We start from the raw sequence: 26,442 nt of genomic DNA on the forward strand, positions 1-26,442 counted from the left end.
TCATTTCCCCTGCAGGCGCGATTCGCGGGTGAAGGTCCAGGTGCGCTTGATGACGATCACGTCGGTGTCGGCGCGGATCTCCGGGGGAAAGGGTGCGTAAGGGGAGCCGAGCCGGACGATGCGAAGCGCCGCCTCGTCGAGTACCGGCTGGCCGGAGGAGCGTTCGATGTGCGCGTCGATCAGCTCGCCATCGGCGCGGATCGACACCGACATGAGCAGGCTCCCGTAGAGTTTGCCCCGCGCTTCCTCGGGATAATTGAGGGTACCGATGCGCTCGACCTTGAGCCGCCAATCCTCGATGTAGCGCGCGAAGCGGTATTCCTTGACGTTGGCGCCGAAGAATCGCTTGCGGGGTTGCCCCGCCACGGCGCGTTCCGTGTCGTCGAGCGCCGCGTGCAGGCGGGCGACGCTCGCCGTCTGGTCGAGCAGGTCGAGGCCGCTCGGCGTGGGCGTGGCCGGAGCGGTGGGCTCGGGCGCGGAAGGAGTCGCTTTTTCAGGAGAGGGGCGGCTCAGCTTGCGCCTGGTGGTGCTGGCCGTTTCTTGATGTCGGCTGCGGGCTTCGAGCGGGCTGTCGCTGGGATGCTCGCGTTCGAGGGGAGGCTGGTTCGTGGTCGGAACGGGGGCGGTCTTCTCGTTGCCGCCGCCGGCAAGGGAGGTCTGGGCCAGGGCTTTTGCCTCTTCCGGCGTCGAGCGGCTATAGGCATTGACGAGGACGATCTCCAGCCCCTCGTCTTTCTGCGCCGCGAGCCGGGCTTCGGGCGGAACGAATCCCAGGGAGAGCAGCAGGGCATGCAGGGCGAGGGAAAGGAAGATCGCCCAAGCGAAGGGGGATCGCCGCCACTGCCGCCACGTGTGCGTTGCGGTATCGCGCAGGGAAAAAAGAGGCAGCGAACGGGGGTTCATGGCTCCACGATGAGGGCGGCGGTCGCGTCGGGGGATTCTTCCTGCGTAAGGAGACGACGGAAACGCAGCCGAAGTTCCATCTCGACGAGATCGATGCGCTCGACTTCCAGCTCGACCCGCCGACCCGCGTCGGTGGGGGGCAGGGAGGGAACCTTGGCGACGAGCGGGAGCCGCTCACAGCGCACGAGATCGTCACGCAACACCGTGGCGGTGAGCCGCTCCACCCGGTGCTGGCGCAGCCAGCGTAGGCACCAGTAGCGTTCCATGTGGCGCTGGAATTCCTGGTAGGTGGTGTAGGCTGCCTCGAACTGGCGCACGATGCCGAAGAGCTCCTGCCCCCGCTCGGGGAAAGGGGCGGGCGTGCCGCGTACCGTGGCAAGCAGCTGCATCTGGTTGACCAGGTCGACGTAGCGGCGCAGGGGCGAGCTCGACCAGGCATAGCAATCCACCCCCAGACCTTCGTGGCTCTCCGCCTCCAGCGCCATGCGCACCTTGCCGCCGGCGGGCTGGACGCGATAGATGCCCGGCAGCCCATGCTCCGCCAGGCGCTTGCCCCAGGTCTGGTTCGTGAGGATGGCGAATTCGCTCACCAGCTTGTCGATCGGTGCGCCGCGCGGGCGCGGGGTGATGCTCACCCAGCCGGGGCCGTCCTCCGTGACCCGCTCCCAATCGACGTGAAAGAGATAATCGATCTGATTCGGCGTGACCGAGGCTTTGCCGCGCCCCGCCTCGAGCACGGTGGCGAGCTCCCACAGCAGCTTGAGCTCCTCGCGCCAGGGCAGATCTTCGGGCAGGGCTTCCTGCAGCGTCTCTTCGTTGAAGAACGGCTCCAGGGCATGCAGGCGAAGGTTGGCCGCGATCGGCACGCGCTCGAGCCGCGTCTCCATGCCCTGGATGGCGAGCGAGGCATCGACGTCGAGGTACAAGGAGAGGGCGGGCGGGACGTGGCCTTCGGCCAGGGTGAAGCGATCGACCACGTCGGGCGGCAGCATGGTGATCTTGCGGCCCGGCATGTAGACGGTGGACATGCGGGCGCGGGCGATGGCATCGACCGCATCCCCGGGAGAAAGCCCCAAGGCCGGCGCGGCGATATGCACGCCGATGCGCCAGCCCCCGCCGGGACGGCGGGTCACGGAGAAAGCGTCGTCGATCTCGGTGGTCGAGATGTCGTCGATCGAAAACGCCTGCACTTCGGCCAGCGGCAGATCCTCGCAAGGAGGCGGCTCGGGATGCTCGGGAAATTCCAGCCCTTCGGGGAAGACCTCGAAGAGGAAACGGCCGAAGTGGTAGTCGTGTGTCGAGGCGATCGCGCCGACCGACAGCAGCAGCTGGGCCGTCGAGCAGCGCAGGGCGACGCTTGCGGCCTCCAGCGCCTGGGTTTCGGGGCGGTTGCGGTCGGGCCGGTAGAGGATCTGGGGCAGGGCCGCGGCGATCTCCTCGGGCAGACGTCCCGCTACGAGCTCGTCGCGCATGCGCTCGATCGCTTCCTGGCGCTTGCGTTTCTTCTCCAGACCGGCGAGCGCCGCCTGCAGGATCTCGGCCGGCGCCTTCTGGAAGCGTCCCTTGCCCTTGCGGTGGAAGTGGATCGGCGAGCCGTGCAGGCGCAGCAACAGCGCCGCCGCTTCGACCGCGGAGGGTTCGGCGCCATAGTATTCCCGCGCGAAGTCGAGATAGGAGAACTCTTCCTCGCCGCACACTTCCCACAGGAAGTCGGTGTCGAGCGCCTCGGCCTGGCGCTGGGCCTCGTCGAGCAGCGCCTGAGGTTCCGGTTCGCGGAAGGTGAGGAGCACGGCGTTGCGCTTGATCTTCAACCGGCGGCCGGAAGGAAGCTCGACGTGCAGCGTGGCCTCCTGCTCCGAGACGAGCGTGCCGGCCTTGAAGGCGCCGGACTCTTCGAAAAGGACGAACATGGAACGATGTCGAATGGCTTGATCGCCGGCAGTTTACCCGAAATCGGCGCGATGGCGGAAAAGACTCGGCGCAGCGGCTCAAGTTTTCCTCGCACCGGCCGATAATGCAAACCATGAGCTTCGTCGGGCCGAGAGGAGATACGACGCATCATGGACGCGATGAAAGGGATGACGGGATACGGGCTGCGCCTGCTCGTGCTCCTCGCGCTGGGCCTGCTCAGCCAGGCGGCGCTTGCCGAGTGGCAGACGGTGGCGCGCGACCGCGATCGCTTGGTGCAGATCGACCCGGCCACCTTGATTCCGGCCGAGGGCGGCATCAAGGTGGCGTGGGGACGCGTGGTCCTCAGCGCCGACGAAGCCAAGCGCCGCGGTTACGCCTCCGTCAAGGCGCTCAACCGCTTCGACTGCCAGCGCCGTACCTATACCACCGTCAAACGGGTGTATCTCGACGCCAACGACCTGCCGCTCTCCGAGGAGACCCTCCCCAAGCCGGAGGCGACGCCCATTCCGCCCGGCTCGGTCGACGAACGGCTGTGGCTGGTGGTCTGCCGCCCGCCCACGCCGGAGGAATTGAGCCGTATCGCCCAGGAAGCCCTGGGCTCGGCGCAGAGCGCGATGGAAGGTGCAGCCAAACAGCCCGCGCAGGCGGACGGAAAACCCTTGCCCCTGGGCGTCGACCTCGTCGATCCTTCGGCCTTGCCGCCCGAAGTGGCAAAGCTTCCGGTCCCTACGCCGCAGCCTGCAGTCAAGCCGCCGGTGAACCGTCCCGAGACTCCACCGCCGCCCTCTGCCGTGGCGCCTCAACCCCGGGCGCCGGCGCCGGTCGCTGCGGCTTCGGCCGCGGGGGGGCACCCTGCCGGCGTTCCCGCGTCCGCTTCCCGGCCACCGGTGCCGCGGGAAGCATCCCCTGCCATGGCCACTGCGGCACGCCGGCCGGTCGTCGCCCGTCGCACAGCTCCTTCGGGCAAGAACATCGCGGCGAAACGGCCCTCGCCCGGCGAATGGACCTACGCCGAGGGTCCGGCCGGCCCCGGGCGCTGGCACCTCCTCTCGCCCGACTGGCGCATCTGCCGCGAGGGCAAGCGTCAATCCCCCATCGCACTCGAAGGGGCGATTCCGGCCGATCTTCCGCCTCCTTTCTTCCGCTACCAACCCAGCCGGGTCGTCCTGCAGCAGGACAGGACGGGCCTGGTGCTCGAACCGGCGCGGGAACAGCGCCTGGGCTGGGAAGGAAAATGGTACCGGCTGGAGCGCATCAGCTGGCATCACCCCGGCATGCATCGGCTCGGGGTGCGCGTCGCCCTGGGGGAACTGGTCCTGCAGCATCGGGCCGAAGACGGCTCCCGCCTTTTCGTGGCCCTGCGCGTCGTCGCCGCCGAGCGCACCCATCCGCTGCTCGCCACGCTGGCGGACTGGGCCGGGCAGGGAAGCGCCGCACCGCGCGAATTGCCGCTCGACCTGCGCACGCTCGAACCGGTCGACGCCTCCTATTTCACCTACGAAGGCTCCGAGCCCTGGCCGCCGTGCCGCGAGGACGTGCGCTGGATCGTCTTCCGCGAGCCGCTCGAGGCCATCTCTACCGAGATCGCCCCGCTCACCCAGGGGCCGCGTACCAGCCGGCCGCTACAGCCGCGCCACGATCGACCCGTTTTCGGCATCGTGCGCTGAATGCCCGCCTCACAGGTCGGAGGGCAGCGGCGGGTCGGCGGCCTTGGGAGTGGCGGTGCTTCCGGATATACTGCCTCGATATCCAAGGTGGAGGCGTCCGTCCATGCCGACCGCGCTCGTTCGTTGCCGGGCTTTTTGCCTCCGCGCCGTGCTGCTGCCTGCCGCCCTGCTCGCCGCGCCTGCGGTGATGGCGGGCGAGACGCTCGTCTATCGTTGTACCTCTCCTGACGGCAGCATCCGCTTCGAGGCGAACCCCTGCGGCCCCGACGCCGCGGCAGTGACGCTGCGTCCGCCGCCGCCCTCGGCTCCGCCGGCGACAACGAAAAAAACGCGAGAGACCGTCGTCGAATCGCCCCAAGCGTTCGCCCTGCGCCAGCAGCGGCTCGCCCAGATCGAAAGCGAGCTGCGCGATCTCGCCCGCGAGCGCGATGCCTTGCGCGCACGCCACGCCGACGAGCGCATGGCGCTGGCGGTGCGCGAGCCTCCCGCCGACCTGAAACCCGCGCAGCGCGCAGCCTACGAAAAAGCCCGCGTGCGCGAGCGCGAAGGGGTGGAGCGGCGGCAGGTGAAGGAGATGGAATTCCTCGAGCGCCGCGCCGCGCGCCTGGAGCGCGAACGCACGCGCTTGCTGCAGCCGCCGGGACGGTGAGGCATCCCGCCGATCGGGGAGCGCCACCTGCACCTCGATCGCAGCGACGCCTCAAGGGGCGTCGGAATGAGGCGTTGCGTGGATGAGCCGGTGTTCCTGGTGGCGGATTTTGGCTTGACCATGTGCGCACAAATGGCGCACAATTGGATCTGCCATCAGGAGTCTATCAGGAGTCGTCCATGCCCACCCTTGCCAAAGACACCCGGCTGCATATCCGCTGCGATCAGGAGACGCGCCGTTTGCTCGACAAAGCCGCCGCGTATGCGCATATGAGCGTGTCCGAGTTCGTGCTCAGGAACGCGCTCGAGCAAGCCCGGTCGGTCGTGCAGGCCCACGAAGCCATCACCCTGTCTCAGGAGGATTTCGCGGCATTCTTGGACGCGCTGGATACGTCGGCCCCAGCCAACCCCGCATTGCAGCGTGCGTTCGTCCGTCACGCCAGGGATGTGCGGTAAATGGCCTATGTCATTCGCGCGTTCGACGGCGACGCGCGAACGGCCGGCTTCGATTGTGGCGAGAAGGCACTCGACGACTACCTGCAGCGCTACGCCTCGCAGGACATCAAACGCGGCGTGGCACGGATGTTCGTGGCCAGCCCGGTCGGGCATCCCCAGGTAGTGGCCGGTTTCTACACGCTCAGCGCCGCCAGCGTCGCTGCCGAGGCGCTCCCCGAGAAGTGGCGTAAAAAACTGCCGCACTACCCGGTGCCGGTGGCATTACTCGGCCGTTTGGCCGTGGACCGGACGTTTCAGGGACAGGGACTCGGTTCGATCCTGCTGGTCGATGCCTGCAAGCGCGTCGCCGCCGCCAGCGAAACGCTCGCGGTGGCCGCCCTCGTCGTCGACGCGAAGTCGCCCACAGCAGCCGCGTTCTACCGGCACTTCGGCTTCATCGAACTTCCCGGCCAGCCCGGCCGCTGGATGCTGCCACGCGCACACTTTGTGGATTTGGCGTGAGTCATCGTCTGCGCGTGGGTTATGTTCCAGATTTGGATGAGCTGCACCGCAATCTTGCCGTAGTCATTGCCCTGCCGCTCGAAGACGGCGAACCGAAGAGGGAATACGAGTTCGTCAGCCTCCATCAGGTCGCCGTGGCCGTGGCCAGCAGGGCGAGCAATTCCTCGCCCCAGCGCTCGCGCTTGCGTGCGCCGATGCCTTCGATTCCCGCCAGTTCCGCGAGTGTTGCCGGTGCGCGGCGCGCAAGTTCGCGCAGGGTCTTGTCGTGGAAGATCACGTAGGCCGGCACGCCTTCGGTCTGAGCCTGGCGCAGGCGCCAGCGCCGCAGACGCTCGAAGCGCGCCTGCTCGGACGGCGAGAGGGGTTCCGCCGCCGGCGCCGCGCTCGCCATTCCCGCGCCGCGGGCCGACCCTTTTGCCGCCGTGCGCGGCAGGGCGAGGGCGAAGGTTTCCTCGCCGCGCAGCAGGGGCCGGGCGCGCGGCGTGAGCACCAGGGCGCGATGCCGTTCGAAGTCGATCGAGAGATGGCCGCGCAGCAGCAGCTCGCCGAACACCGCCTGCCAGGTCTCGGCCGGCAGATCGACCCCCAGGCCGTAGGTGCTCACCCGGTCGTGCCCGCGGCGCACCACGGCCTCGCTCGCATGCCCGCGCAGCACGTCGATGAGGTGTGCCGCGCCGTAGCGCTGCCCGGTGCGATACACCGTGGAGAGCGCCTTGCGCGCCGCGTCCGTCGCCTCCCACGGCCGCACTGGCGCGAGGCACCGGTCGCAGCGCCCGCAGGGGCCGATGGTCTCGCCGAAATAGGCCAGGATCGCCTGCCGCCGGCAGCCGGTGCCCGCGACCATGTCCACGAGCGCGTCCAGCCGGCGGTGCGCCATCTCCTTTTGCTCCGGCAGCATGTCCGATGTTTCGATGAGTTGCCGGTGCCACGCCGCGTCCTCGCCGTCCCACAGGAGATAGGCCTGCGCCGGTTCGCCGTCGCGGCCGGCGCGCCCCGTCTCCTGGTAGTAGCCTTCGAGCGAGCGCGGCAGGTCGAGATGCGCCACGAAGCGCACGTCCGGCTTGTCGATGCCCATGCCGAAGGCGATGGTCGCCGTCATCACCAGGCCATCCTCGGCGAGGAAGCGCCGCTGATGGCGCTCGCGTACCTCGTGCGTGAGCCCGGCGTGGTAAGGCAGCGCCGGGATGCCGCGCTCGTTCAGCCAGCGGGCGAGCTTCTCCGTCTTGCCGCGCGACAGGCAATAGACGATGCCGCCGCCCTCGGGCGGTTGCCGCCGCAGGAAGGCGAGCAGCTGTGCGCGCCCGTCGCCGCGCTTGCGCTCGGCGGCGTAGAAGAGGTTGGGGCGGTCGAAACTGGTGACGAAGCGGCGCGCCTCGTGCAGCGCCAGGCGCGCGGCGATTTCCTCGCGGGCCGCCGCGTCCGCCGTGGCGGTGAGCGCGATGCGCGGCACCTCGGGGTAGCGCGCCGGCAGCATCGCCAGGTGAAGATAGTCGGGGCGGAAGTCGTGCCCCCACTGCCACACGCAGTGGGCCTCGTCGATGGCGAAGAGCGCGATCGCCCCCTGCGCGGCGAGCACGTCGAGGAGCTCCAGGAAGCGGCGCGTCTGCAAGCGCTCCGGCGCACAATAGAGGAGCTTCAGCCGCCCCTCGCGCGCCGCGCGCTCGATCGCCTCGGCTGCTTCCGGGGCGACACCCGAGTGCAGCGCGGCCGCGGCCACGCCGTTCTCCCGCAGCGCCGCCACCTGATCCTCCATCAGCGCGATGAGGGGCGAGATCACCACCCCCACGCCCTCGCGCAGCAGCGCCGGCAGCTGGTAGCACAGCGATTTTCCCCCGCCCGTGGGCATCAACACCAGCGCGTCGCCGCCGCGCGCCACGTGCGCCACGATCTCGGCCTGTGGGCCGCGAAAGCGCGCATGCCCGAAGACGCGCGCGAGCAACGCCTGCATGCGCGCGGCGAGCGCCGCGTCTTCCTCTTCCGCCACGAGCGCGCTCATCGGCTCGGCGCTACTCGGGACGATAGAGCTCGGCTCCGCCGCGCACGAATTCGCCCGCCTTTTCCTCCAGCCCCGCGGCGAGCGCCGCTTCTTCGGAGAGCGCCTTCTCTTCGGCGTAGAGGCGAACTTCCTGCGTGATCTTCATCGAGCAGAACTTCGGCCCGCACATCGAGCAGAAATGCGCCACCTTGGCCGACTCCTTGGGCAGCGTCTCGTCGTGGAATTCGCGTGCCTTGTCCGGGTCGAGTGAAAGGTTGAACTGGTCCTGCCAGCGGAACTCGAATCGCGCCTTGGAAAGGGCGTTGTCGCGGATCTGCGCTCCCGGGTGCCCCTTGGCAAGGTCAGCCGCGTGCGCCGCGAGCTTGTAGGTGACGATGCCTTCCTTCACGTCGGTCTTGTTCGGCAGTCCCAGGTGCTCCTTGGGCGTGACGTAGCACAGCATCGCCGTGCCGTACCAGCCGATCTGCGCCGCGCCGATGGCACTGGTGATGTGATCGTACCCCGGGGCGATGTCGGTGGTGAGCGGCCCGAGCGTGTAGAACGGCGCCTCGTCGCACCATTCGAGCTCCTTGTCCATGTTCTCGCGGATGAGCTGCATGGGCACGTGCCCCGGTCCCTCGATCATCACCTGCACGTCGTGTTTCCAGGCGATGCGGGTGAGTTCTCCCAGCGTCTTCAGCTCCGCCAGCTGCGCGGCGTCGTTCGCGTCGTAGATCGAGCCGGGGCGCAGGCCGTCGCCCAGCGAAAAGGCCACGTCGTAGGCTTTCAGGATCTCGCAGATCTCCTCGAAGTGCGTATAGAGGAAATTCTCCCGGTGATGCGCCAGGCACCACTTGGCCAAAATCGAGCCGCCGCGCGAGACGATCCCCGTGAGGCGCTCGGCCGTGAGCGGGATGTGGGCAAGCCGCACGCCCGCGTGGATGGTGAAGTAATCCACCCCTTGTTCGGCCTGTTCGATGAGCGTGTCGCGGAAGAGCTCCCAAGTGAGCTCCTCGGCCTTGCCCTCGACCTTCTCCAGCGCCTGGTAGATGGGCACCGTGCCGATCGGAACGGGGCTGTTGCGGATGATCCACTCGCGCGTCTCGTGGATGTGGCGGCCGGTGGACAGATCCATCACCGTGTCGGCCCCCCAGCGGATCGCCCAGGTCATCTTGTCGACTTCTTCCTGGATGTCGGAGGCGAGCGCCGAGTTGCCGATGTTGGCATTCACTTTCACCAGGAAGTTGCGCCCGATGATCATCGGCTCGGATTCGGGATGATTGATGTTGGCCGGGATGATCGCCCGGCCGGCGGCCACTTCCGCGCGCACGAATTCCGGCGTGATCTCCTCGGGGATGCGGGCCCCGAAACGCTGCCCTGGATGCTGGCGCGCGAGGATCTGCGCGAGGCGCTCGCCGCGCGGGCCGCTTCGCGCCAGCGCCTCGAGATACGCCCGGCGGTTCTGGTTCTCACGGATGGCAATGAACTCCATCTCGGGCGTGACGAGGCCGCGGCGCGCATAGTGCAGCTGCGTCACGTTCGCGCCGGGCTTGGCGCGGCGCGGGGTGCGCGCAAGGCCCGGAAAGCGCAGCCCGGCGGTGGCGGGGTCCCGCAGGCGCGCCTGCGCGTGCGCACTCGTCGGGCCGGGCAGTTCCTCGGTGTCGCCGCGCTCTTCGATCCAGGCCCGGCGCAGCGGCGGCAGACCCCGGCGGATGTCGACCTGCGCCTCGGGGTCGGTGTAGGGGCCGGAGGTGTCATAGACGTAGATCGGCGGGTTGGGCTCGGCGCCGAAGGAAGCCGGCGTGTCCGCCTGCCGGATCTCGCGCAGGGGTACGCGCAGGTCGGGGCGCGAGCCCTGCACGTAGATCTTGCGCGAATTGGGGAAAGGCTGCACCGCGGCGGCGTCGACGCGCGCGCGCTCGGCGAAAAAATGGTCTCTGGCGTTCATGGATGCGCTCTCTGGCTGGGGCGGGCGAAGCGCCCGTCGCCCCATTATAGCCAGAGCGCGTGGAAGTGATGCAGCGGCCCGTGCCCGTGGCCGACGGCGAGCGCGCCGCTTGCCGCGATCGCCCCTTGGAGATAGCGGTGCGCCTCGCGGACCACCTCACGCATCGCCGCGTCGGTGAGCGGCGAGCCGGCCCGGGCGGCGAGCGCCGTGATCGCCGCGGCGTAGGTGCAGCCGGTGCCGTGCGTGTTCTTCGTCGCCGCCTTGGGGGCGACGAATTCGTGCAGGTGCTCGCCGTCGAAGAGCAGATCCACGAGTTCGCTCCCCGGCAGGTGCCCGCCCTTCAAGAGCACCCAGTGCCCGTCGTCGGTGGGCAGGAGCGCGCGCAGCGCCTCGGCCGCGCGGATCATCTCGCGCCGGCTCTCCGGCGCCGTGCGCCCCAGCAGCACCGCCGCCTCCGGCAGGTTGGGCGTGATCACGGTGGCAAGCGGCAGCAGCGCCTCCACGAGCGCCCCCACCGCCTGCCGGTCGAGCAGGGCATCCCCGCTCTTCGCCACCATCACGGGGTCGACCACCACGATGGGGCTTTGCCCCTGCGCCCGCCAGTGGGCGAGCCGCTCGGCCGTCGTCTCGATCACCGCGGCGCTGGCGAGCATCCCCGTCTTGGTGGCGGCGATCGCCACGTCGGCGAAGAGGGTGTCGAGCTGCGCGCGCAGGAAGTCCGCCGGCGGCACGTGCACCGCGCGTACGCCCTGGGTATTCTGCGCCGTGAGCGCCGCCACCACGCCGCAGCCGTAGGTGCGCAGCGCGGCGAAGGTCTTGAGATCGGCGTAGAGGCCGGCTCCGCCGGAAGGGTCGATGCCGGCAATCGAGAGTACGTTGGGCACGGCCTCAGGCATGGGCGGGCACTCCGGCGTTCATGCCCTGCGCAAGCCACGCGCGCAGTTTCTTCAGCGCCGCCGCCTCGATCTGGCGGATGCGCTCGGCCGAGACGCCATACTCCGCCGCCAGCGCCTGCAGCGTCTCCGGCTCCTCGGCCAGCCAGCGTCGGCGCACGATGTCGGCGCTGCGCGCATCGAGCCGGGAGAGCGCCGTGCGCAGCCCCTCGTCGGCGAGCCAGTGCGCCTCCGCTTCCAGCACCGCCTCCTCGGGCGTGGCGCCGGGATCCGGCAGATAGGCGATCGGCGCGGGGAGCGCATCTTCCTCGCCCTCCACCGTGGGCGCCTCCAGCGGCACCTCCGCCCCGGCAAAGCGCGCCTCCATCTCCAGCACCTCTTCGGGCTTCACCCCCAGCTCCTCGGCGATCGCCCTCGCCTCGGCCGGCTGCAGCGCGTTCCTCGAACCTTTGAGGCGGCGCAGGTTGAAGAAGAGCTTGCGCTGCGCCTTGGTGGTGGCGATCTTCACCAGGCGCCAGTTGCGCACGATGAATTCATGGATCTCGGCCTTGATCCAGTGCACCGCGAAGGTGACGAGCCGCACGCCGCGCGTCTCGTCGAAACGGCGCACCGCCTTCATCAGCCCCACGTTGCCCTCCTGGATGAGGTCGGCTTCCGGCAGCCCATAGCCGAAATACTGCCGCGCGATCGCCACCACGTAGCGCAGGTGCGCCAGCACCAGGCGCCGTGCCGCCTCCAGGTCGCGCTCCAGGCGCCAGCGCCGGGCGAGCTCCTTTTCCTCCTCGGCGGAGAGCGGCGGGATGCTGCGCACCGCCCGCACGTACTGCTCCAGACTGGAGACGGGGCCCGGAAGCCCTGCCGCGTATCCCAGCGGTACGACCGCACTCGTCGTCATCCTGCTCCTCCGTTCGTTTTTGCACCCATGCAATTTAGCACTCGTGGCATGAGAGTGCCAACAGGTGTCTGCGGTTCCACTTCTGCTCCCTTGTCGCATTCACACAACAGCTTTCATCAATTTTGTTGTTTTCAGTATTTCCAATTGTTGGAGTAACAAAACTTATGTAAAAATCCGTTGCCCGCGTCTTCGAGGGACGCGGTGATCGATGGAGGGGAGTTTCCGCGCCTCCTGTTTACGGAATCGAAGGGAGACCAGAAATGAAAAAGAAACTGCTTGCATTGGCAGTGCTCGGCAGCCTCGCCGCGCCGGTGTTCGCGCAATCCAACGTCCAGATCTATGGCGTTGCCGATGCTTACATGCGCTACGGGCAGCTGATGGGCGACGATTTGATGAGCGTGCACGACGGCGGTATTGCCGGCAGCCGCCTCGGTTTCCGTGGCGAAGAAGACCTTGGCAACGGTTTGAAGGCGGTATTTTTGCTCGAGGAAGGATACGATATCAGCACCGGCAAGTCAGCCTATATGAGTGGAACGGATTCTGCGGCAAACTCCGGCAGCGACGTGTTCACACGCCAGGCCTACGTCGGCCTCAAAGGCTCCTTCGGCCAAGTTTCCTTGGGCCGGCAGTATGCTCCGGGCTATTTTGCCGATCCCTATGATGCATTCATGGGCGGCACGGTTGGTCCGATGGCTGACTTGACGACATTCGGCGGCCTCACCATTCAGCCGGCTTCGCTGGCGCGCTGGAACAATTCGGTGGCCTACAATGGTACCTTTCAGTCGGTGAGCATCGCCGCCATCTACTCGGCAGGTAACAAGGAAACCGAGATGGCGGGGTCAAGCGGCTATGATGCCAGCGACGACGACAAGTACGGCGTTTCGCTGAAATATGACAACGGGCCGCTCAAGCTGGGAGCCATTTATCAGGGTGTCAAATTCAAGTCTCGCTTTTCAGGGGGTTCGTACATCGACTCGCCTGCCGACCGAGACGAAACCCAGCAAGATTGGTTGATCGGCGCCGCCTACAACTTCGGCGTGGCAACGGTGATGGGTCTCTATCAAAAAGGCTCGGACGTGTTCGGCAGGAGCGATCTCGACGTCGACTTCTGGCAGCTCGGTGCGGTCGTGCCGGTCGGTCCTGGAAATATTCGATTGGCATACGGGCAGGAAAAAATCGACACGCCGAGCGGCCCCGATTACAAACCGAAGTCGTTCACTCTGGGTTATACCCAGGACCTCTCCAAACGTACTGCCGTCTATGTCGGTTATCACTATACCGACTATGATGATATGCCGTGGGGGACGGCACTGGGCTATGGATTCGTAGCCGGTGCGAATGGTCACAGCACGACGACGCCGGAGAACATGGATTCCACCAGCTTTGCATATGTCGGGATGATCCATAGATTCTGATTGGCGGCCAATCCCCTTCGACGTGCCTCCCCCGTGCCGTCTGCGGCGACGGGGGCTTCGTTTCTGCCGGCGCAGCATCGTGCTGCAATGCGTCGCCGCCATGACTGTTGTGGCGATACAACACCTTTGCCGTGAAATCATACCCTCCGCCGAACCCTCCCTTGCCATCGTTCCCCGTCGCGGCCACAATATCATCAAGCTTCGCTCGGTTCAGTTCAGCGATGCTTTTCGGTGGGCGGCATCCTCCGCCCGAAGACGGACTTCCTTCTTGCAAGAGAGGAGAAACACGATGCAAAAGAAACTGATCGCACTGGCGGTGGCGGGCCTCGTCTCGGCGCCGGTGTTCGCGCAGTCGAACATCCAGATCTACGGTGTCGCCGACGCCTACATGAAGTACGGCGACTTCATGGGTGACGACGCGATGGGCGTCGACTCCGGCGGTCTGGCGGGCAGCCGCATCGGCTTCCGTGGCGAGGAAGACCTCGGCAGCGGCCTGAAAGCCGTGTTCGTGCTGGAACAAGGGATCAACATCGATAGCGGCAAGTCGACGGGGATGACGGGGGATGACGATAAGAATAGTGGTGACCAGACCTTCACCCGCCAAGCCTACGTCGGTCTGAAGGGCAACTTCGGTCAGGTCGCGTTGGGCCGTCAATACGCCCCGGGTTACTTCACGGCTGATTACGATGCGCTGCTCTCCGCCCCCGGCATCAGCCCCATGAGCCTGCTGTCCAACTTCACCCGGCTCACCATCACCCCGAACTCGGCTGCGCGCTGGAACAACTCGGTTACCTACAACGGCACCTTCCAGTCGGTGAGTCTCTCCGGTATTTATTCGGCGGGTAACCGGGAGACCGATGTCAAGAATGGTGATGACAACAATGATGACGACAAGTACGGTGTCTCGCTGAAGTACGACAATGGCCCGCTGAAGATCGGTGGTGTTTATCAAGGGGTTAAATTCAGCGGTTCCAATACGATTGCCGGTGTGAAGGCCGATGAAACCCAGAAAGAATGGTTGATCGGCGCCTCCTACAACTTCGGCATGGCTACGCTCGCCGGCTCCTATCAGCAAGGCCGCGACGTCCTGGGTTGGAACGGCCTCGACATCGATCTGTGGCAGGTGGGCGTGATCGTTCCTGTCGGCGCGGGCAACATTCACGTCGCCTACGCTCAAGGCGATGTCGACAAAGCCAACTTGCTGCAGGATGATGTCAAGCCCAAGTCCTTCACCGTGGCCTACACCCACGCGCTCTCCAAGCGCACCACCGGCTACGTCGGCTACACCAAGGTCGACTACGACGACCTGCTGTGGGGCGAGGCCGAGGTTCTCGGTAACAATCTCAACGGCCATGCTGGCACGGAAAAAGTGGACGACACCGACCTCTTCTACGTCGGTATCAACCACAAGTTCTGATGAGCTTGGTTGAGGGATAGTCGTTCTTGAAGAAAGGGAAGGGGCTTGTCCTCTTCCCTTTTTTGTCTCCTCCTGCTCCTGCGTTCGCGGCCGTTGCGCCGATGCAACAGAACGTTGGCCGGGCATGGAGCGCATTCCTGGGGCTCTCCTTGCTTTGCTTCGCCGGGCTCGCGAGAATCCGTCCACTTCGTCCGTGTAGAAGACGAACGTTCGACGGAGAGGAGTTCCGCGGCGTTTTCCCCGATCGAATGCAAGGAGAATTTCATGAAAAAAGTGCAAAAAAAGCTGATCGCGCTGGCGGTTGCGAGCCTTGCCTCCGCCCCGCTCTGGGCGCAACAATCCTCCTCCATCCAGCTCTACGGCGTGGCCGATGCCTTCCTGAAGTACGGTCAGTGGATGGGGGATGATACCTCCGGCGTGGACGACGGCAGCCTCAACGGCAGCCGCGTCGGTTTTCGCGGCGAGGAAGCCCTCGGCAGCGGCCTGAAGGCCGTGTTCGTGCTCGAGCAAGGCTTCAATATCGACAACGGCGAGTCTTGCTGCATGTCCGGCGCCGACGATGCATACAACGGCGGCAGCCAGACGTTTACCCGCCAGGCCTACGTGGGTCTGAAAGGTTCGTTCGGTCAGGTCGCGTTGGGCCGTCAATACGCGCCGGGCTATTTCATCTATGCCTACGACGCGTTGCTCTCGGCGACGCCCAGCCCACAGAGCTGGCTGTCGCTGCTGGGCAATCTGACCATCACCCCGAACTCGCCGGCGCGCTGGAACAACGCCGTGGCCTACGACGGGGTCTTTCAGTCCGTTTCCTTGAGCGCCATTTATTCGGCGGGTAACCGCGAAAGCGACTCGGGGAAAAATCTTCTCAGCCCCAACGGCAAGCGCGTCGATTACGACGACGACGACAAATATGGCCTGGCCCTGCGCTACGACAACGGCCCGCTGAAAGTCGGCGCCATCTACCACGGCATCAAGTACAGCGGGCAGAACGTCGTCGATGGGTACGCCAAAGGGGATGATACCCAGAAAGAATGGTTCCTGGGCGCCTCCTACAACTTTGGCATGGCTACGCTCGCCGGCTCCTACCAGCAGGGCCGCGACGTGATGGGGCTGAACGGTTTCGACGTCGATCTGTGGCAGGTGGGCGTGATCGTGCCGGTGGGCGTGGGCAACATCCACTTCTCCTACGGGCAGGCCGATCTCGACAAGGTGGACAATGTCCTGTCGCGCGACGTGAAGCCCAAGTCCTTCACTGTGGCCTATACCCATGCGTTCTCCAAGCGCACCACCGGGTATCTCGGCTACAACAAGATCGACTACGACGATCTCACCTGGAACGACGCCTTCAACCTGGGGCAGACCGATTCCTCCTTCAATGGTCATTCTGGGACGGGCAAGGTGGACGACACCGACCTCTTCTTCGTCGGCATGTCCCATTCCTTCTGACGCCGACCGGTCGTTTTTCCATTCCATCGGGGAAAGGGGCTTCGGCCCCTTTTCTTTTGTGACGGCGGCGGGAACTCGTACCCGCCTCTCGGTTGACGTTGACGTCAACGTCATCTTCGCGCTACATTCCCGTTTGAAAAAACCGCATCGCACGAGGAGGGACTTTCATGAGCGATCCGCACGTCCAGCACAAAATCGCCCCGTACAAGCCGAAGAACAAGGTGCGCTTCGTCACCGCGGCGGCGCTCTTCGACGGGCACGACGCCTCGATCAACATCATGCGCCGCATCCTGCAAGCGACCGGCTGCGAGGTGATCCACCTGGGGCACAACCGCTCGGCGGGCGAGATCGTGCGCGCGGCGCTGCAGGAGGACGTGCAGGGCATTGCCGTGACGAGCTACCAGGGCGGGCATGTCGAGTTCTTCAAGTACATGGTCGACCTGCTGCGCGCCAATGGCGGTGAGCGGATCAAGGTGTTCGGCGGCGGCGGGGGGGTGATCGTGCCGCCCGAGATCCGCGAGCTCGAAGCCTACGGGGTGGAGCGTATCTATTCGCCGGAAGATGGCGCCCGTCTGGGGCTGCAGGGCATGATCAACGACGTGGTGCAGCGCGCCGACTTCGATCTCAGCCACGAGGCACCGGCCACGCTCGACGGGATCCTCGAGCAGCTGGGGCAGGGCGACTGGCGCACGCTCGCGCGGGTGATCACGGCGCTGGAGAACGACGCCTATCCCGACTCCATCCGCCGGGGTCTGCTGGAAGCGGCCGCTTCGCTGCGCGTGCCCACGCTGGGCATCACCGGCACCGGCGGGGCGGGCAAGAGTTCGCTCACCGACGAGCTGGTGCGCCGTTTCCGGCTGGACCAGGAGGACCGGCTGAAAATCGCCGTCATCTCCATCGACCCCTCGCGCAAGCGCACCGGCGGGGCGCTGCTGGGCGATCGCATCCGCATGAATTCGATCGAGCACGAGAACATTTACATGCGCTCGCTCGCCACGCGCGACACCGGCAGCGAGGTGTCGCGCTCGCTCAGGGAGGTGATCGCCGCCTGCAAGCTCACCGGCTACGATCTCGTCATCGTCGAGACTTCCGGCATCGGCCAGGGGGATGCGGCCATCGTCCCATACGTGGATACCTCGCTCTACGTGATGACGCCAGAATTCGGCGCCGCGAGCCAACTCGAGAAGATCGACATGCTCGATTTCGCCGATTTCGTGGCGATCAACAAGTTCGACCGCAAGGGGGCGGAGGATGCGCTGCGCGACGTGCGCAAGCAGTACCAGCGCAACCGCGAGCTCTTCCACCTGGCGCCGGAAGAGATGCCCGTCTTCGGTACCATGGCCTCGCGCTTCGCCGACGACGGCGTGACCGCCCTCTACCAGGCCATGCTGCCGCGGCTGGTGGCGCAGGGACTGGATGCGAAGATTCCGGGCAAACTGCCGTTGGTGTCGGTGCGCGCATCCAGCAAGGGGCGGGCCATCATCCCGGCCGAGCGTACCCGTTATCTGGCCGAGATCGCCCAGACGGTGCGCGACTACCACCGCCACGTGCAGGCGCAGACGCGCATCGCACGCGAGCGCCAGTCCCTGCGCATCGCCAAGGCGCTCTTCGAGCGCTGCGGCAAACCGGCCGAGCACTTCGACGAGCTCATCGCCTGGAAGGACGGCGAGCTCACGCCGCACGCCAGGAAGCTGCTCGAGCAGTGGCCGACCCTGCGCGAGCTCTATGCCCAGGACGAGTACGTGGTGAAGATCCGCGACAAGGAGGTGCGCACCAGGCTCTATCACGAGTCGCTTTCGGGCAACAAGATCCGCAAGGTGGCGCTGCCCACATTCGAGGACGAGGGCGAGGTGCTCAAATTCCTGATGAAGGAGAACGTGCCCGGCTCTTTCCCTTACACGGCCGGGGTCTTCGCCTTCAAGCGCGAGAACGAGGATCCGACGCGCATGTTCGCCGGCGAGGGCGACCCGTTCCGCACCAACCGGCGTTTCCGCAAGCTCACCGAAGGGATGCCGGCGGCGCGCCTCTCCACGGCCTTCGATTCGGTCACCCTCTACGGCTGCGATCCGGATGAGCGGCCAGACATCTACGGCAAGATCGGCAACTCGGGCGTGTCGGTGGCCACGCTCGACGACATGAAGGTGCTCTATTCGGGGTTCGACCTGTGCGCGCCGAACACCTCGGTGTCGATGACCATCAACGGCCCGGCGCCGATGATCCTGGCGATGTTCTTCAACACCGCCATCGACCAGCAGATCGACAAGTTCCGCGCGCAGAACGGGCGCGAGCCCACCGAGGAGGAGGCGGAGAAGATCAAGGAGTGGGTGCTCTCCACCGTGCGCGGCACGGTGCAGGCCGACATCCTCAAGGAGGATCAGGGCCAGAACACCTGCATCTTCTCCACCGAGTTCGCCCTGAAACTGATGGGCGACATCCAGGAGTATTTCGTCCATCACGACGTGCGCAACTTCTACTCGGTGTCGATTTCGGGCTATCACATCGCCGAGGCCGGGGCGAACCCCATCACCCAGCTCGCCTTCACGCTGGCCAACGGGTTTACCTACGTCGAGTCGTATCTGGCGCGCGGCATGCACATCGACGACTTCGCGCCCAACCTGTCGTTTTTCTTCAGCAACGGCATGGATCCGGAGTATACGGTGATTGGGCGCGTGGCGCGGCGCATCTGGGCCGTGGCGATGAAAAATCGCTACGGCGCCAACGAGCGCAGCCAGAAGCTGAAGTACCACGTCCAGACTTCGGGGCGCTCGCTGCACGCGCAGGAGATGGACTTCAACGACATCCGCACCACGCTGCAGGCGCTCATCGCCATCTACGACAACTGCAACAGCCTGCACACCAACGCCTACGACGAGGCGATCACCACGCCCACGGAGGAGTCGGTGCGCCGGGCGATGGCGATTCAGCTCATCATCAACCGCGAGTGGGGTCTGGCGAAGAACGAGAACCCGAACCAGGGCAGCTTCATCATCGAGGAGCTCACCGACCTCGTGGAAGAGGAGGTGTTGCGCGAGTTCGAGCGTCTGGCCGAACGCGGCGGGGTGCTCGGGGCGATGGAGACGGGCTATCAGCGCAGCAAGATCCAGGAAGAGTCGCTCCATTACGAGCAGAAGAAACACGACGGGAGCCTGCCCATCATCGGGGTGAATACCTTCCGCAATCCGAAGGGCGACGTCATCCCCGAGAAGCTCGAGCTCGCGCGCTCGACCGAGGAAGAGAAGCAAAGCCAGCTGCGCCGCCTGCGGGAATTCCACGAGCGCAACCGCGAGGAGGCGCCGAAGTGGCTCGCCAAGATCCAGGAGACGGCCATGGCCGGCGGTAACGTCTTCGAGGTGCTGATGGACGCGGTGCGCTACTGCTCGCTGGGGCAGCTGTCGCAGGCGCTCTACGAGGTGGGCGGGCAGTACCGGCGCAGCATGTGAGGTATGTGCCGCCCTGGACGGACGTCGCCGTGGCGGCGTCCGTCCGGCGCTTTCAGCAGCCGGCGGCGTGGTCGCGCTGGACCAGCGTCTTGATGAGGGCGAGCTTGCCGTGGAAGAAGTGGTCCGCCCCGGGGATGACGACGACGGGCCGCGTCTGGGGACGGGCCCAGTCGAAGACGCGCGCGAGCGGGGCGATGTCGTCGTGCTCGCCGTGGATCAGCAGCGCCGGCAGCGTCTCGGGAAGCGTGGGCGTGTCGTACTGCTTGCCGCTGCCGAGCGCGAGGCCATGCGGCAGACCCACGAGGGTGAGGTGGCGCGGCGGGTCGGGCAGCCGTCCGACGACGCGGGTCTGCACGTAGGCGCCGAAAGAAAAGCCCGCGAGCGCGAGTTCGCCTTCGCCCCAGCGCTCGCCCGCCCAGGCAAGGAGCGCGAGCATGTCTTCCGTTTCGCCTTCGCCGTGGTCGTGCCGGCCCTCGCTGCGCCCGACGCCGCGAAAGTTCGGCCGCAGCGCGGCGTAGCCGAGTTCGGCGTAGGCGCGCGCGAGGGTGTAGGTGACCTTGTTGGTGTTGGCGCCGCCGAAGAGCGGGTGGGGGTGGCAGACGAGCGCCACGCCGCGTGGCGCGGCGGGCAGGTCGGCGAGGACTTCGATCGTGCCGGCCGGGCCGGGGACGAGCAGGGTCTCGATGCGGATGCGGGTCATGGTCAATCGGGCAGTCGCAAGCGCTCGACGGGGCGGCCACCGACGAGATGCTCGTCGATGATCTCGTCGATGTCGGCCTCGTCGAGGTAGGTGTACCACACGCCTTCGGGGTAGACGACCAGCACCGGCCCTTCGTCGCAGCGTCCGAGGCAGCCGGCCTTGTTGATGCGTACTGCCCCTTTGCCCTTCAAGCCCAGCGCCTCGATGCGGGCCTTGGCATGCGCGAGCAGGGCGCTCGCGCCGTGGTTTTCGCAGCAGGCTTCGCCCGCCGGGCGCTGGTTGCAGCAGAAGAAGACATGGCGGCGGAAGTAACTCATCGTCAGAATTTCACTTCGAGCACGACGTTGTGCAGGTCGAGCCCGTCGTTGTCGTCGGCGATGTTGGCGTTGGAGTAGTGCGTGTAGCGGTAGCCGATGGACCAGGTCTGGTCGATCGACAGGCCGAAGCCGACGTGCTCGGTAAACTGGAAGGCGCTGCCCAGGTCCTTGTCGCCGAGATGGGTGTCGGTGAATCCGGCACCGCCGAGGCCGAGGTCGAGGTAGGGGCGCACGGCGCCCATGCCGCGTTCGAGGCGGAAGCGCAGGAGCGCGCCGAGCTCGCCGGCATCGTCATTGCCTGGATGGTTGCCGTCGTACTCGAGGTAGGAGGCTTCGACTTCGGGCGAGAGGGTGGCCTGCCAGCCGCCCCAGACGTCGCCCCAGAAGGGCTTGAAGCGGTAGGAGAGGCCATAGCGGTCGATGTCCCCGTCTTGGCCGTAGAAGGCGGTCATCGAATTCTTGTCCTGGGCGAGGACGGGCAGGCTCAGGCAGGCGGCGATCAGTGCCGGGACGAGACGTTTCATTGGGTGCTCCCAAGGTGGTCGTTATGGTACGAAATCATACGCCGAAACGCTCCGGGCCGTATCCACGGGCGAGTTCGCGGGCGTCGGGTTCGGCGAGCAGCAAGGCGACGAAGTCGGATAGAGTTCAGTATAGTCCGTCCGCGTCAGGGAAACGCTGAATGATTCGCTGCGCGGGCGAATTGCTGCGTTGCGCGGTGCTCGATCCCTCGCCTATCTACTCGATATGTCTCGGTCGCTGCGCTACCTTCCGCCTTGCGTTTCATCCCGCTCGCTCATTTCTTCAGCGTCCCCTAGAGGGCGAGGCTGCGCCCGCCATCGACGGCGAGGATCTGGCCGGTGACGTAGGGGGCGTCTTCCAGGAGGAAGCGCACGGCGCGGGCGATGTCGCCGGGTTCGCCCAGGCGCTGCAGCGGGATCTGGGCAAGGATGCGCTCGCGCTCGGCGGGCGGGTATTGATCGTCTTCCGGCCACAGGATGGCGCCGGGGGCGATGCCATTGACGCGCACCGCCGGGGCGAGTTCGACGGCGAGCGCCCGGGTGAGTCCGGCGAGCGCCGCCTTGGCGGCGGTGTAGACGGGGTAGCGCGGTAGCGGCCGCTCGGCGTGGATGTCGACGACATTGACGACCGCGCCGCGCCGGCGCGCGAGCTCGGGCGCAGCCGCCTGGGTGAGGAAGAAGGGGGCGCGGGCGTTGGCGCCGAGCAGATCTTCCCACTGCCCGGGGGTGACCTCGGGAAGCGGCGTGGGGTAGAAGCTGGAGGCGTTGTTGACCAGCGCGTCGAGCCGGCCGAAGCGGTCGAGCACGGCGGCGACGAGCGCGGGGGCACACGAGGGGGCGGCGAGCTCGGCGGCGAAGGCGGCGGCGCTGGCGGAGTGCTCGGCGTTGAGCTCAGCGGCGAGCTGCTCGGCGGCCGTCGCCGAGGTGCGATAATGCAGCGCGACGTTCCAGCCGTGTGCGTGCAGATGGCGGGCGATGGCTGCACCGATGCGCCGGGCGGCGCCGGTGATGAGGACGACGGGGCGATGCTCGGGGGGCGAGGAGGTCATGGCTTCGTCCAGCGGGCAGAAACCAGACAATGGTAGCGTGAAACGGGGGGCTCGAGTGTTCGAACGGGAGCGGACGACGAGGGGATTGCCGGCGCCGGAGCCGGAAGTGATGGCGGCGAGCGAAGTCTTGCGCGCGCGCATCGCGGCGCGCATCGGGGAGGCCGGCGGCTGGGTGCCGTTCGCCGATTACATGCGCTGGGCGCTCTACGAGCCGGATCTGGGCTATTACAGCGGCGGAGCGACGAAGTTCGGCCCGGCGGGAGATTTCATCACCGCGCCGGAGATCACGCCGCTCTTCGGGGCGACGCTCGCCGAGGCGATCGCACCGGTGCTGCGGCAGACGGGGGGGATCGTGCTCGAAGCTGGGGCGGGCACCGGTTTGCTCGCAGCCGACGTGCTGCGCCGGCTCGCCGAGCTCGGGACGCTGCCCGAGCGTTACGCCATCCTGGAGGTATCGGGGTCGCTGCGTGCGCGCCAGCAGGAGACGATCGCGGCGCAGGCGGGGGAGCTCGCCGAGCGCGTGGTCTGGCTCGATGCCGTGCCCCAGTCTTTCTGCGGGGTGCTGCTCGCCAACGAAGTGCTCGACGTGCTGCCGGTGCATCTGGTGGGCACGGCCGAAGGGGAGGTGTTCGAGCGCGGCGTGACGGTGCGCGACGGGGCGCTCGCCTGGGAGGATCGTCCGCCGACGCCGGCGGCGCTCGCCGGGCTGGAGGGGATCGAATTGCCCCGGCTGGAGGGGCAGGAGTACGTGACGGAAATCCATCCGGTGGCGCGCGCCTGGGTGGGGACGCTCGCCCGTGCCCTGCAGGCGGGCATGCTGCTCTTGATCGACTACGGTTATCCGCGGGAGACGTATTACGTGCCGTGGCGCTGGCGCGGCACGCTGCAGTGCTATTTTCGCCACCGGGTGGTGGAGGATCCGCTGTGGCTGCCGGGAGCGATGGACATCACGAGTTTCGTCGATTTTACTGCCGTGGCCGAGGCGGCCGAGGCCGAGGGGCTGGAGACGCTGGCCTTCATGAATCAGGCGGGGTTTTTGCTGGCCAACGGCATCCTGCAGCGGCTGGAGGAACGCGCCGAGCCGGGGAGCCTCGCGTACCTCAAGGCGGCGCGCGCCCTGCAGCGGCTCATCATGCCGCACGAGATGGGGGAGCTCTTCAAGGTGATCGCGCTGGGGCGGGGGATCGAGCTGCTTCCTTGGGAATGAGCGCGTTCAGGCGGCTTGCGCTGCCGGCTGCAGCACCTGGGCGATGGCCTGCGCGGCGCGCTCCCAGCCTGGTTCGAGCATGAGGGTGTGACCAAACTCGGGAAGGATGCGGGCGGTGGTGCCGTAGAAACGCGCCGTGGTCTCCACCTGGTCGGGCGGGATGATTTTGTCGTGTTCGGCGCCGAAGACATGGACCGGTGCGGGGTGCTGTCTGGTTCGATCGATGCGCGAAAACCCCATCATGTCCCAGATGGCGCGCAGCGATTCGGGGCCGCTCGCGGCCAGGTAGCGGGCGAGGTCGGGTTCCGGTGGCTGATGGTGGAAGAGCGCCTCGACCAGGCTGCGGTGCGGTTTGCGCTTGCCGGTCATGAAGAGGTTCATCTCGAGCAGCGCCAAGGGCGAGCTCAGCAGCATGTGCAGGAGCGACCCGGCAAGCCCGGTGGGCGGTACCGAACACAGCAGCACGATCGCCGGAAAAGGGTGGCGCTCGAGGGCTTTCTGGGCGACGAATCCGCCCATGGAGTGGCCGATGAGGATGGGCTCGGCCGGCAGGCGTTCCTGGGCGCGCAGCACGTCGTCGACGTAGTCGTCGATGGAGAGCGTGTCGCGCGGGCGGCTGGTGCGTGAGCCGCCGTGGCCGCGCAGCGACAGCGCCCAGGCGTCGAACCCTTGGGCGGCGAACCAGGGCAGGAAGTGCTCCTGCCAGCACCAGGCGCCGACGTAGGCGCCGTGGATGAAGAGGAGCGGCGGGACATCGAGCGCCCGGGCAGGGGCTTCGTGCAGCAGTTCGAGGCAGTCGGTCATCTGGGGCTCGGTAGAGAGGGCTTTGGGGTTTCCCCGGCGTCGGTGTACCGAGGTAAGCCGTTCATGATACTACGGGGTCAGGCGTCCTTCGCGGTGGGCGAAGATAAGGCGACGGGGCCGTTTTCCTTGCGTCGTTCGCGCGCCTTGACCGCGGCCACGCGCGCTTCGTGCAGCCGCGCCGGAATCTGGCTGCGTTCGGCGCAGGTGCGGGCGATGGCGCCGGCGTCGACGCTGCGGGCCGCCTCCAGCGTGTCACGCCACAGGGTGGCGACCGGTGCGTAGTCTACGTGCAGTCCGGGGCGGCCGAGGGCGTCGCAGGCGCAGGCATCTAGCAGTTGTAGGAAACGCTCAGGGCGGCGCAGGGCGTCGCAGCGCTCGAGTACGCGCACGCGGGTGGCGGGGCGAAGGCGCGGGCCGCGGTGAATGAGTCCGTGCTCGCGCGCGGTGAGCACGGCGAGTTCGCGGCACTCGACGGGCGTGCGCAGCCGGGCACAGATCGAAGGGATGAGCGCCGCGCCGCGGGCTTCGTGTCCGTAATGGTGCGGCCAGAGTTCTGGCGGCGTGCGCCCTTTGCCCACGTCGTGCAGCAGCACGGCGAAGCGGGTGGGGAGCGGCAGGGCCCGTTCGGCCGCCATGCGCAGGGCAGCGAGCACGTGCACGCCGGTGTCGATCTCGGGGTGGTAGTTTGGCGGCTGGGGGATGCCGAAGAGGGTGTCGATTTCGGGCAGCAGACGCGCGAGCGCGCCGCATGCGCGCAGCACCTCGATCATGCGATCGGGCCGCGGCTCCATGAGGCCGCGGGCGAGTTCCTGCCAGACCCGTTCGGGTACGAGGTGATCGACTTCGCCCTCTTCCACCATGCGCCGCATCAGCGCGAGCGTCTCGGGGGCCAGGGTGAAGTCGGGCAAGCGGGCGCTGAAGCGCGCCACGCGCAGGATGCGCACCGGGTCTTCGGCAAACGCTGGACTGACGTGGCGCAGCACTTTGCGGCGCAGGTCTTCGAGTCCGCCGTAGGGGTCGATGAGGCGGCCCGTTTCGTCGCGGGCCATGGCGTTGATGGTGAGGTCGCGCCGCGCGAGGTCTTCTTCGAGGGTGACTTCGGGGCTGGCGTGAAAGGCGAAGCCGTGATAGCCGCGCCCGGTCTTACGCTCGGTACGCGCAAGCGCGTATTCCTCTTTCGTCTGGGGGTGCAGGAAGACGGGGAAATCCTTGCCCACGGGCAGGAAGCCGCGCTCGAGCATCTCTTCGGGCGTGGCGCCGACCACGACCCAGTCGCGGTCGCTCACCGGCCGTCCGAGGAGTTCGTCGCGCACGGCTCCGCCGACGCAGTAGATCTTCATCCGTGCCGGGCGCGCATGCGCCAGAGGACGTAGCGGCTGCGGAAGGTATCGTTGGCGAGATAGGCCGGCGCGATCGCTTCCATCGGCGTGGGTTCGAGCCCGAAGGGCAGCGGCTCATCGTGGGCCACGCTGTCGATCGAGAGCGAATCGAGCATGTCGCGCGTGAGCGGCGGGTTGGGCAGGAGGTGTTCGAGCAGCCACGCCTGCATCCGGGCGAGCCGCGGCGGGAGCGCCACCACGCGGCGCGGATGGCCGCTCGTGCGCGCGGCGTAGGCGACGATCTCGGCGAGCGTATAGACGGTGGGGCCGGCGAGCTCGTAGGTTTGTCCCGCGGCCTTGGCGGTGGCGGCGGCGCGCAGGATGACCTCGACGACGTCGCCCACATAGACCGGCTGCAGCCTGGCCTGCGCTGCGCCGATGGGCAGGATGGGGAAGAGCCGGGCGAGGGCGGCGAAGCGGTTGAGGAAGGAGTCGCCGGGGCCGAAGATGGCCGAGGGGCGCAGGAGGGTCCAGTCGAGCCCGTCGCCGGCGGCGCGGATGCGCGCTTCGCCGTCCGCCTTGGAGCGCAGGTATTGCGAGGGGGCGTCGGGCGCGGCGCCAAGGGCGCTCAGGTGGATGAGGCGGTGCACGTCCTGTGCCTGGCAGGCTTCGGCGAGTTTTTGTGGCAGTTCGACGTGGACGCGGGCAAACTCGGGGCCGTAGGGGGTGCCGGGGCGCGAGTGCAGGGTGCCGACGAGGTTGACCACCAGGCACTTGCCGGCGCACAGGCGCTCGAGCGTCTTCGGGTCGTGCACGTCGGCTACGACGATTTCGACCGTGGGCAGCAGCTTGAGATCGCGCGCATTCTGCAGGCGGCGCGTGGGCACGACGACGCGCCAGCCTTCGGCGACGAGCCGGTCGAGCAGGTGGCTGCCGACGAATCCGGTGCCGCCGAGGACGAGGGCGGTGCGTTCGGTCGCGGTGGTCATGGTCGTTTCTCCCTCATCGAA

At 67.1% G+C, this 26,442-nt stretch carries 22 protein-coding genes; 9 read left to right on the top strand and 13 right to left on the bottom strand.

Going from position 1 to position 26,442, the window contains the following annotated elements:
- Together ASC37_RS07985 and ASC37_RS07990 are read right to left on the bottom strand one after the other, a co-directional pair.
- On the bottom strand, positions 1 to 903 hold the full coding sequence (locus ASC37_RS07985) for an energy transducer TonB (RefSeq protein ID WP_082438427.1): 903 nt from the start codon (positions 901 to 903) through the stop codon (positions 1 to 3).
- Complete coding sequence (locus ASC37_RS07990) at positions 900 to 2,813, bottom strand: ribonuclease catalytic domain-containing protein (RefSeq protein WP_055423879.1); 1,914 nt, start codon at positions 2,811 to 2,813, stop codon at positions 900 to 902. The genes ASC37_RS07985 and ASC37_RS07990 overlap by 4 nt, the downstream gene beginning before the upstream one ends.
- 150 nt (positions 2,814 to 2,963) lie before the next feature.
- On the opposite strand from ASC37_RS07990, the gene ASC37_RS07995 reads away from it, so the two are divergent.
- From ASC37_RS07995 to ASC37_RS08010, 4 genes are all read left to right on the top strand, one after another.
- On the top strand, positions 2,964 to 4,481 hold the full coding sequence (locus ASC37_RS07995) for a surface-adhesin E family protein (RefSeq protein ID WP_055423880.1): 1,518 nt from the start codon (positions 2,964 to 2,966) through the stop codon (positions 4,479 to 4,481).
- Between the two features lie 103 nt (positions 4,482 to 4,584).
- Positions 4,585 to 5,130 carry a DUF4124 domain-containing protein gene (locus ASC37_RS08000; protein WP_055423881.1) on the top strand — a complete coding sequence of 182 codons (546 nt, stop codon included), beginning with the start codon at positions 4,585 to 4,587 and terminating at the stop codon, positions 5,128 to 5,130.
- 179 nt (positions 5,131 to 5,309) lie between these two features.
- Positions 5,310 to 5,585: a type II toxin-antitoxin system TacA family antitoxin gene (locus ASC37_RS08005; protein ID WP_055423882.1), complete on the top strand. Its 276-nt coding sequence runs from the start codon at positions 5,310 to 5,312 to the stop codon at positions 5,583 to 5,585.
- Positions 5,586 to 6,086, top strand: coding sequence for a GNAT family N-acetyltransferase (locus ASC37_RS08010; protein ID WP_055423883.1), 501 nt, complete (start codon positions 5,586 to 5,588; stop codon positions 6,084 to 6,086).
- Positions 6,087 to 6,210: 124 nt separating this feature from the next.
- Here ASC37_RS08010 and recQ read toward each other — a convergent pair whose 3' ends face one another.
- The 4 genes from recQ to rpoH are packed head-to-tail and all read right to left on the bottom strand — an operon-like array spanning position 6,211 to position 11,797.
- Positions 6,211 to 8,082, bottom strand: a complete 1,872-nt coding sequence (gene recQ, locus ASC37_RS08015) for a DNA helicase RecQ (RefSeq protein WP_055423884.1) — start codon at positions 8,080 to 8,082, stop codon at positions 6,211 to 6,213.
- A 10-nt stretch (positions 8,083 to 8,092) separates the two neighbouring features.
- Positions 8,093 to 10,009: a phosphomethylpyrimidine synthase ThiC gene (gene thiC, locus ASC37_RS08020; RefSeq protein ID WP_055423885.1), complete on the bottom strand. Its 1,917-nt coding sequence runs from the start codon at positions 10,007 to 10,009 to the stop codon at positions 8,093 to 8,095.
- A 44-nt stretch (positions 10,010 to 10,053) separates the two neighbouring features.
- Positions 10,054 to 10,905, bottom strand: coding sequence for a bifunctional hydroxymethylpyrimidine kinase/phosphomethylpyrimidine kinase (gene thiD, locus ASC37_RS08025; RefSeq protein WP_055423886.1), 852 nt, complete (start codon positions 10,903 to 10,905; stop codon positions 10,054 to 10,056).
- Entirely contained in the window at positions 10,898 to 11,797 is a 900-nt protein-coding gene (gene rpoH, locus ASC37_RS08030; RefSeq protein ID WP_055423887.1) for an RNA polymerase sigma factor RpoH, read from the bottom strand. The genes thiD and rpoH overlap by 8 nt, the downstream gene beginning before the upstream one ends.
- A gap of 260 nt (positions 11,798 to 12,057) precedes the next feature.
- Between rpoH and ASC37_RS08035 the strand changes: the two genes are divergently transcribed.
- The 4 genes from ASC37_RS08035 (at position 12,058) to icmF (ending at position 19,515) form a co-directional block, all read left to right on the top strand.
- Positions 12,058 to 13,212: a porin gene (locus ASC37_RS08035; protein ID WP_055423888.1), complete on the top strand. Its 1,155-nt coding sequence runs from the start codon at positions 12,058 to 12,060 to the stop codon at positions 13,210 to 13,212.
- Positions 13,213 to 13,501: 289 nt separating this feature from the next.
- Positions 13,502 to 14,629 (top strand): porin, encoded by a 1,128-nt coding sequence (locus ASC37_RS08040; protein ID WP_055423889.1) that lies wholly within the window; start codon positions 13,502 to 13,504, stop codon positions 14,627 to 14,629.
- A 264-nt stretch (positions 14,630 to 14,893) separates the two neighbouring features.
- Entirely contained in the window at positions 14,894 to 16,075 is a 1,182-nt protein-coding gene (locus ASC37_RS08045; RefSeq protein ID WP_198289056.1) for a porin, read from the top strand.
- A gap of 167 nt (positions 16,076 to 16,242) precedes the next feature.
- Positions 16,243 to 19,515, top strand: a complete 3,273-nt coding sequence (gene icmF, locus ASC37_RS08050; RefSeq protein ID WP_055423890.1) for a fused isobutyryl-CoA mutase/GTPase IcmF — start codon at positions 16,243 to 16,245, stop codon at positions 19,513 to 19,515.
- A gap of 52 nt (positions 19,516 to 19,567) precedes the next feature.
- On the opposite strand, the gene ASC37_RS08055 is transcribed toward icmF, so the two are convergent.
- The 4 genes from ASC37_RS08055 to ASC37_RS08070 form a co-directional block, all read right to left on the bottom strand.
- Positions 19,568 to 20,215: an alpha/beta hydrolase gene (locus ASC37_RS08055; RefSeq protein WP_055423891.1), complete on the bottom strand. Its 648-nt coding sequence runs from the start codon at positions 20,213 to 20,215 to the stop codon at positions 19,568 to 19,570.
- Between the two features lie 2 nt (positions 20,216 to 20,217).
- Positions 20,218 to 20,532 carry a (2Fe-2S) ferredoxin domain-containing protein gene (locus ASC37_RS08060; protein WP_055423892.1) on the bottom strand — a complete coding sequence of 105 codons (315 nt, stop codon included), beginning with the start codon at positions 20,530 to 20,532 and terminating at the stop codon, positions 20,218 to 20,220.
- A gap of 2 nt (positions 20,533 to 20,534) precedes the next feature.
- Positions 20,535 to 21,056 (bottom strand): acyloxyacyl hydrolase, encoded by a 522-nt coding sequence (locus tag ASC37_RS08065; protein WP_055423893.1) that lies wholly within the window; start codon positions 21,054 to 21,056, stop codon positions 20,535 to 20,537.
- Between the two features lie 290 nt (positions 21,057 to 21,346).
- Complete coding sequence (locus tag ASC37_RS08070) at positions 21,347 to 22,102, bottom strand: pteridine reductase (protein WP_055423924.1); 756 nt, start codon at positions 22,100 to 22,102, stop codon at positions 21,347 to 21,349.
- Here ASC37_RS08070 and ASC37_RS08075 point away from each other — a divergent pair.
- Entirely contained in the window at positions 22,101 to 23,309 is a 1,209-nt protein-coding gene (locus ASC37_RS08075) for a class I SAM-dependent methyltransferase (protein ID WP_198289057.1), read from the top strand. The two genes, ASC37_RS08070 and ASC37_RS08075, sit on opposite strands and share 2 nt — an antisense overlap.
- A gap of 6 nt (positions 23,310 to 23,315) precedes the next feature.
- Here ASC37_RS08075 and ASC37_RS08080 read toward each other — a convergent pair whose 3' ends face one another.
- From ASC37_RS08080 to ASC37_RS08090, 3 genes are all read right to left on the bottom strand, one after another.
- Positions 23,316 to 24,113, bottom strand: a complete 798-nt coding sequence (locus tag ASC37_RS08080) for an alpha/beta hydrolase (RefSeq protein ID WP_055423895.1) — start codon at positions 24,111 to 24,113, stop codon at positions 23,316 to 23,318.
- 77 nt (positions 24,114 to 24,190) lie between these two features.
- Positions 24,191 to 25,453 carry a multifunctional CCA addition/repair protein gene (locus ASC37_RS08085; protein ID WP_055423896.1) on the bottom strand — a complete coding sequence of 421 codons (1,263 nt, stop codon included), beginning with the start codon at positions 25,451 to 25,453 and terminating at the stop codon, positions 24,191 to 24,193.
- Entirely contained in the window at positions 25,450 to 26,421 is a 972-nt protein-coding gene (locus ASC37_RS08090; protein WP_055423897.1) for a complex I NDUFA9 subunit family protein, read from the bottom strand. The genes ASC37_RS08085 and ASC37_RS08090 overlap by 4 nt, the downstream gene beginning before the upstream one ends.
- Positions 26,422 to 26,442: the final 21 nt, after the last annotated feature.

Source organism: Tepidiphilus thermophilus (genome assembly GCF_001418245.1).
GTDB classification, from domain to species: domain Bacteria; phylum Pseudomonadota; class Gammaproteobacteria; order Burkholderiales; family Rhodocyclaceae; genus Tepidiphilus; species Tepidiphilus succinatimandens.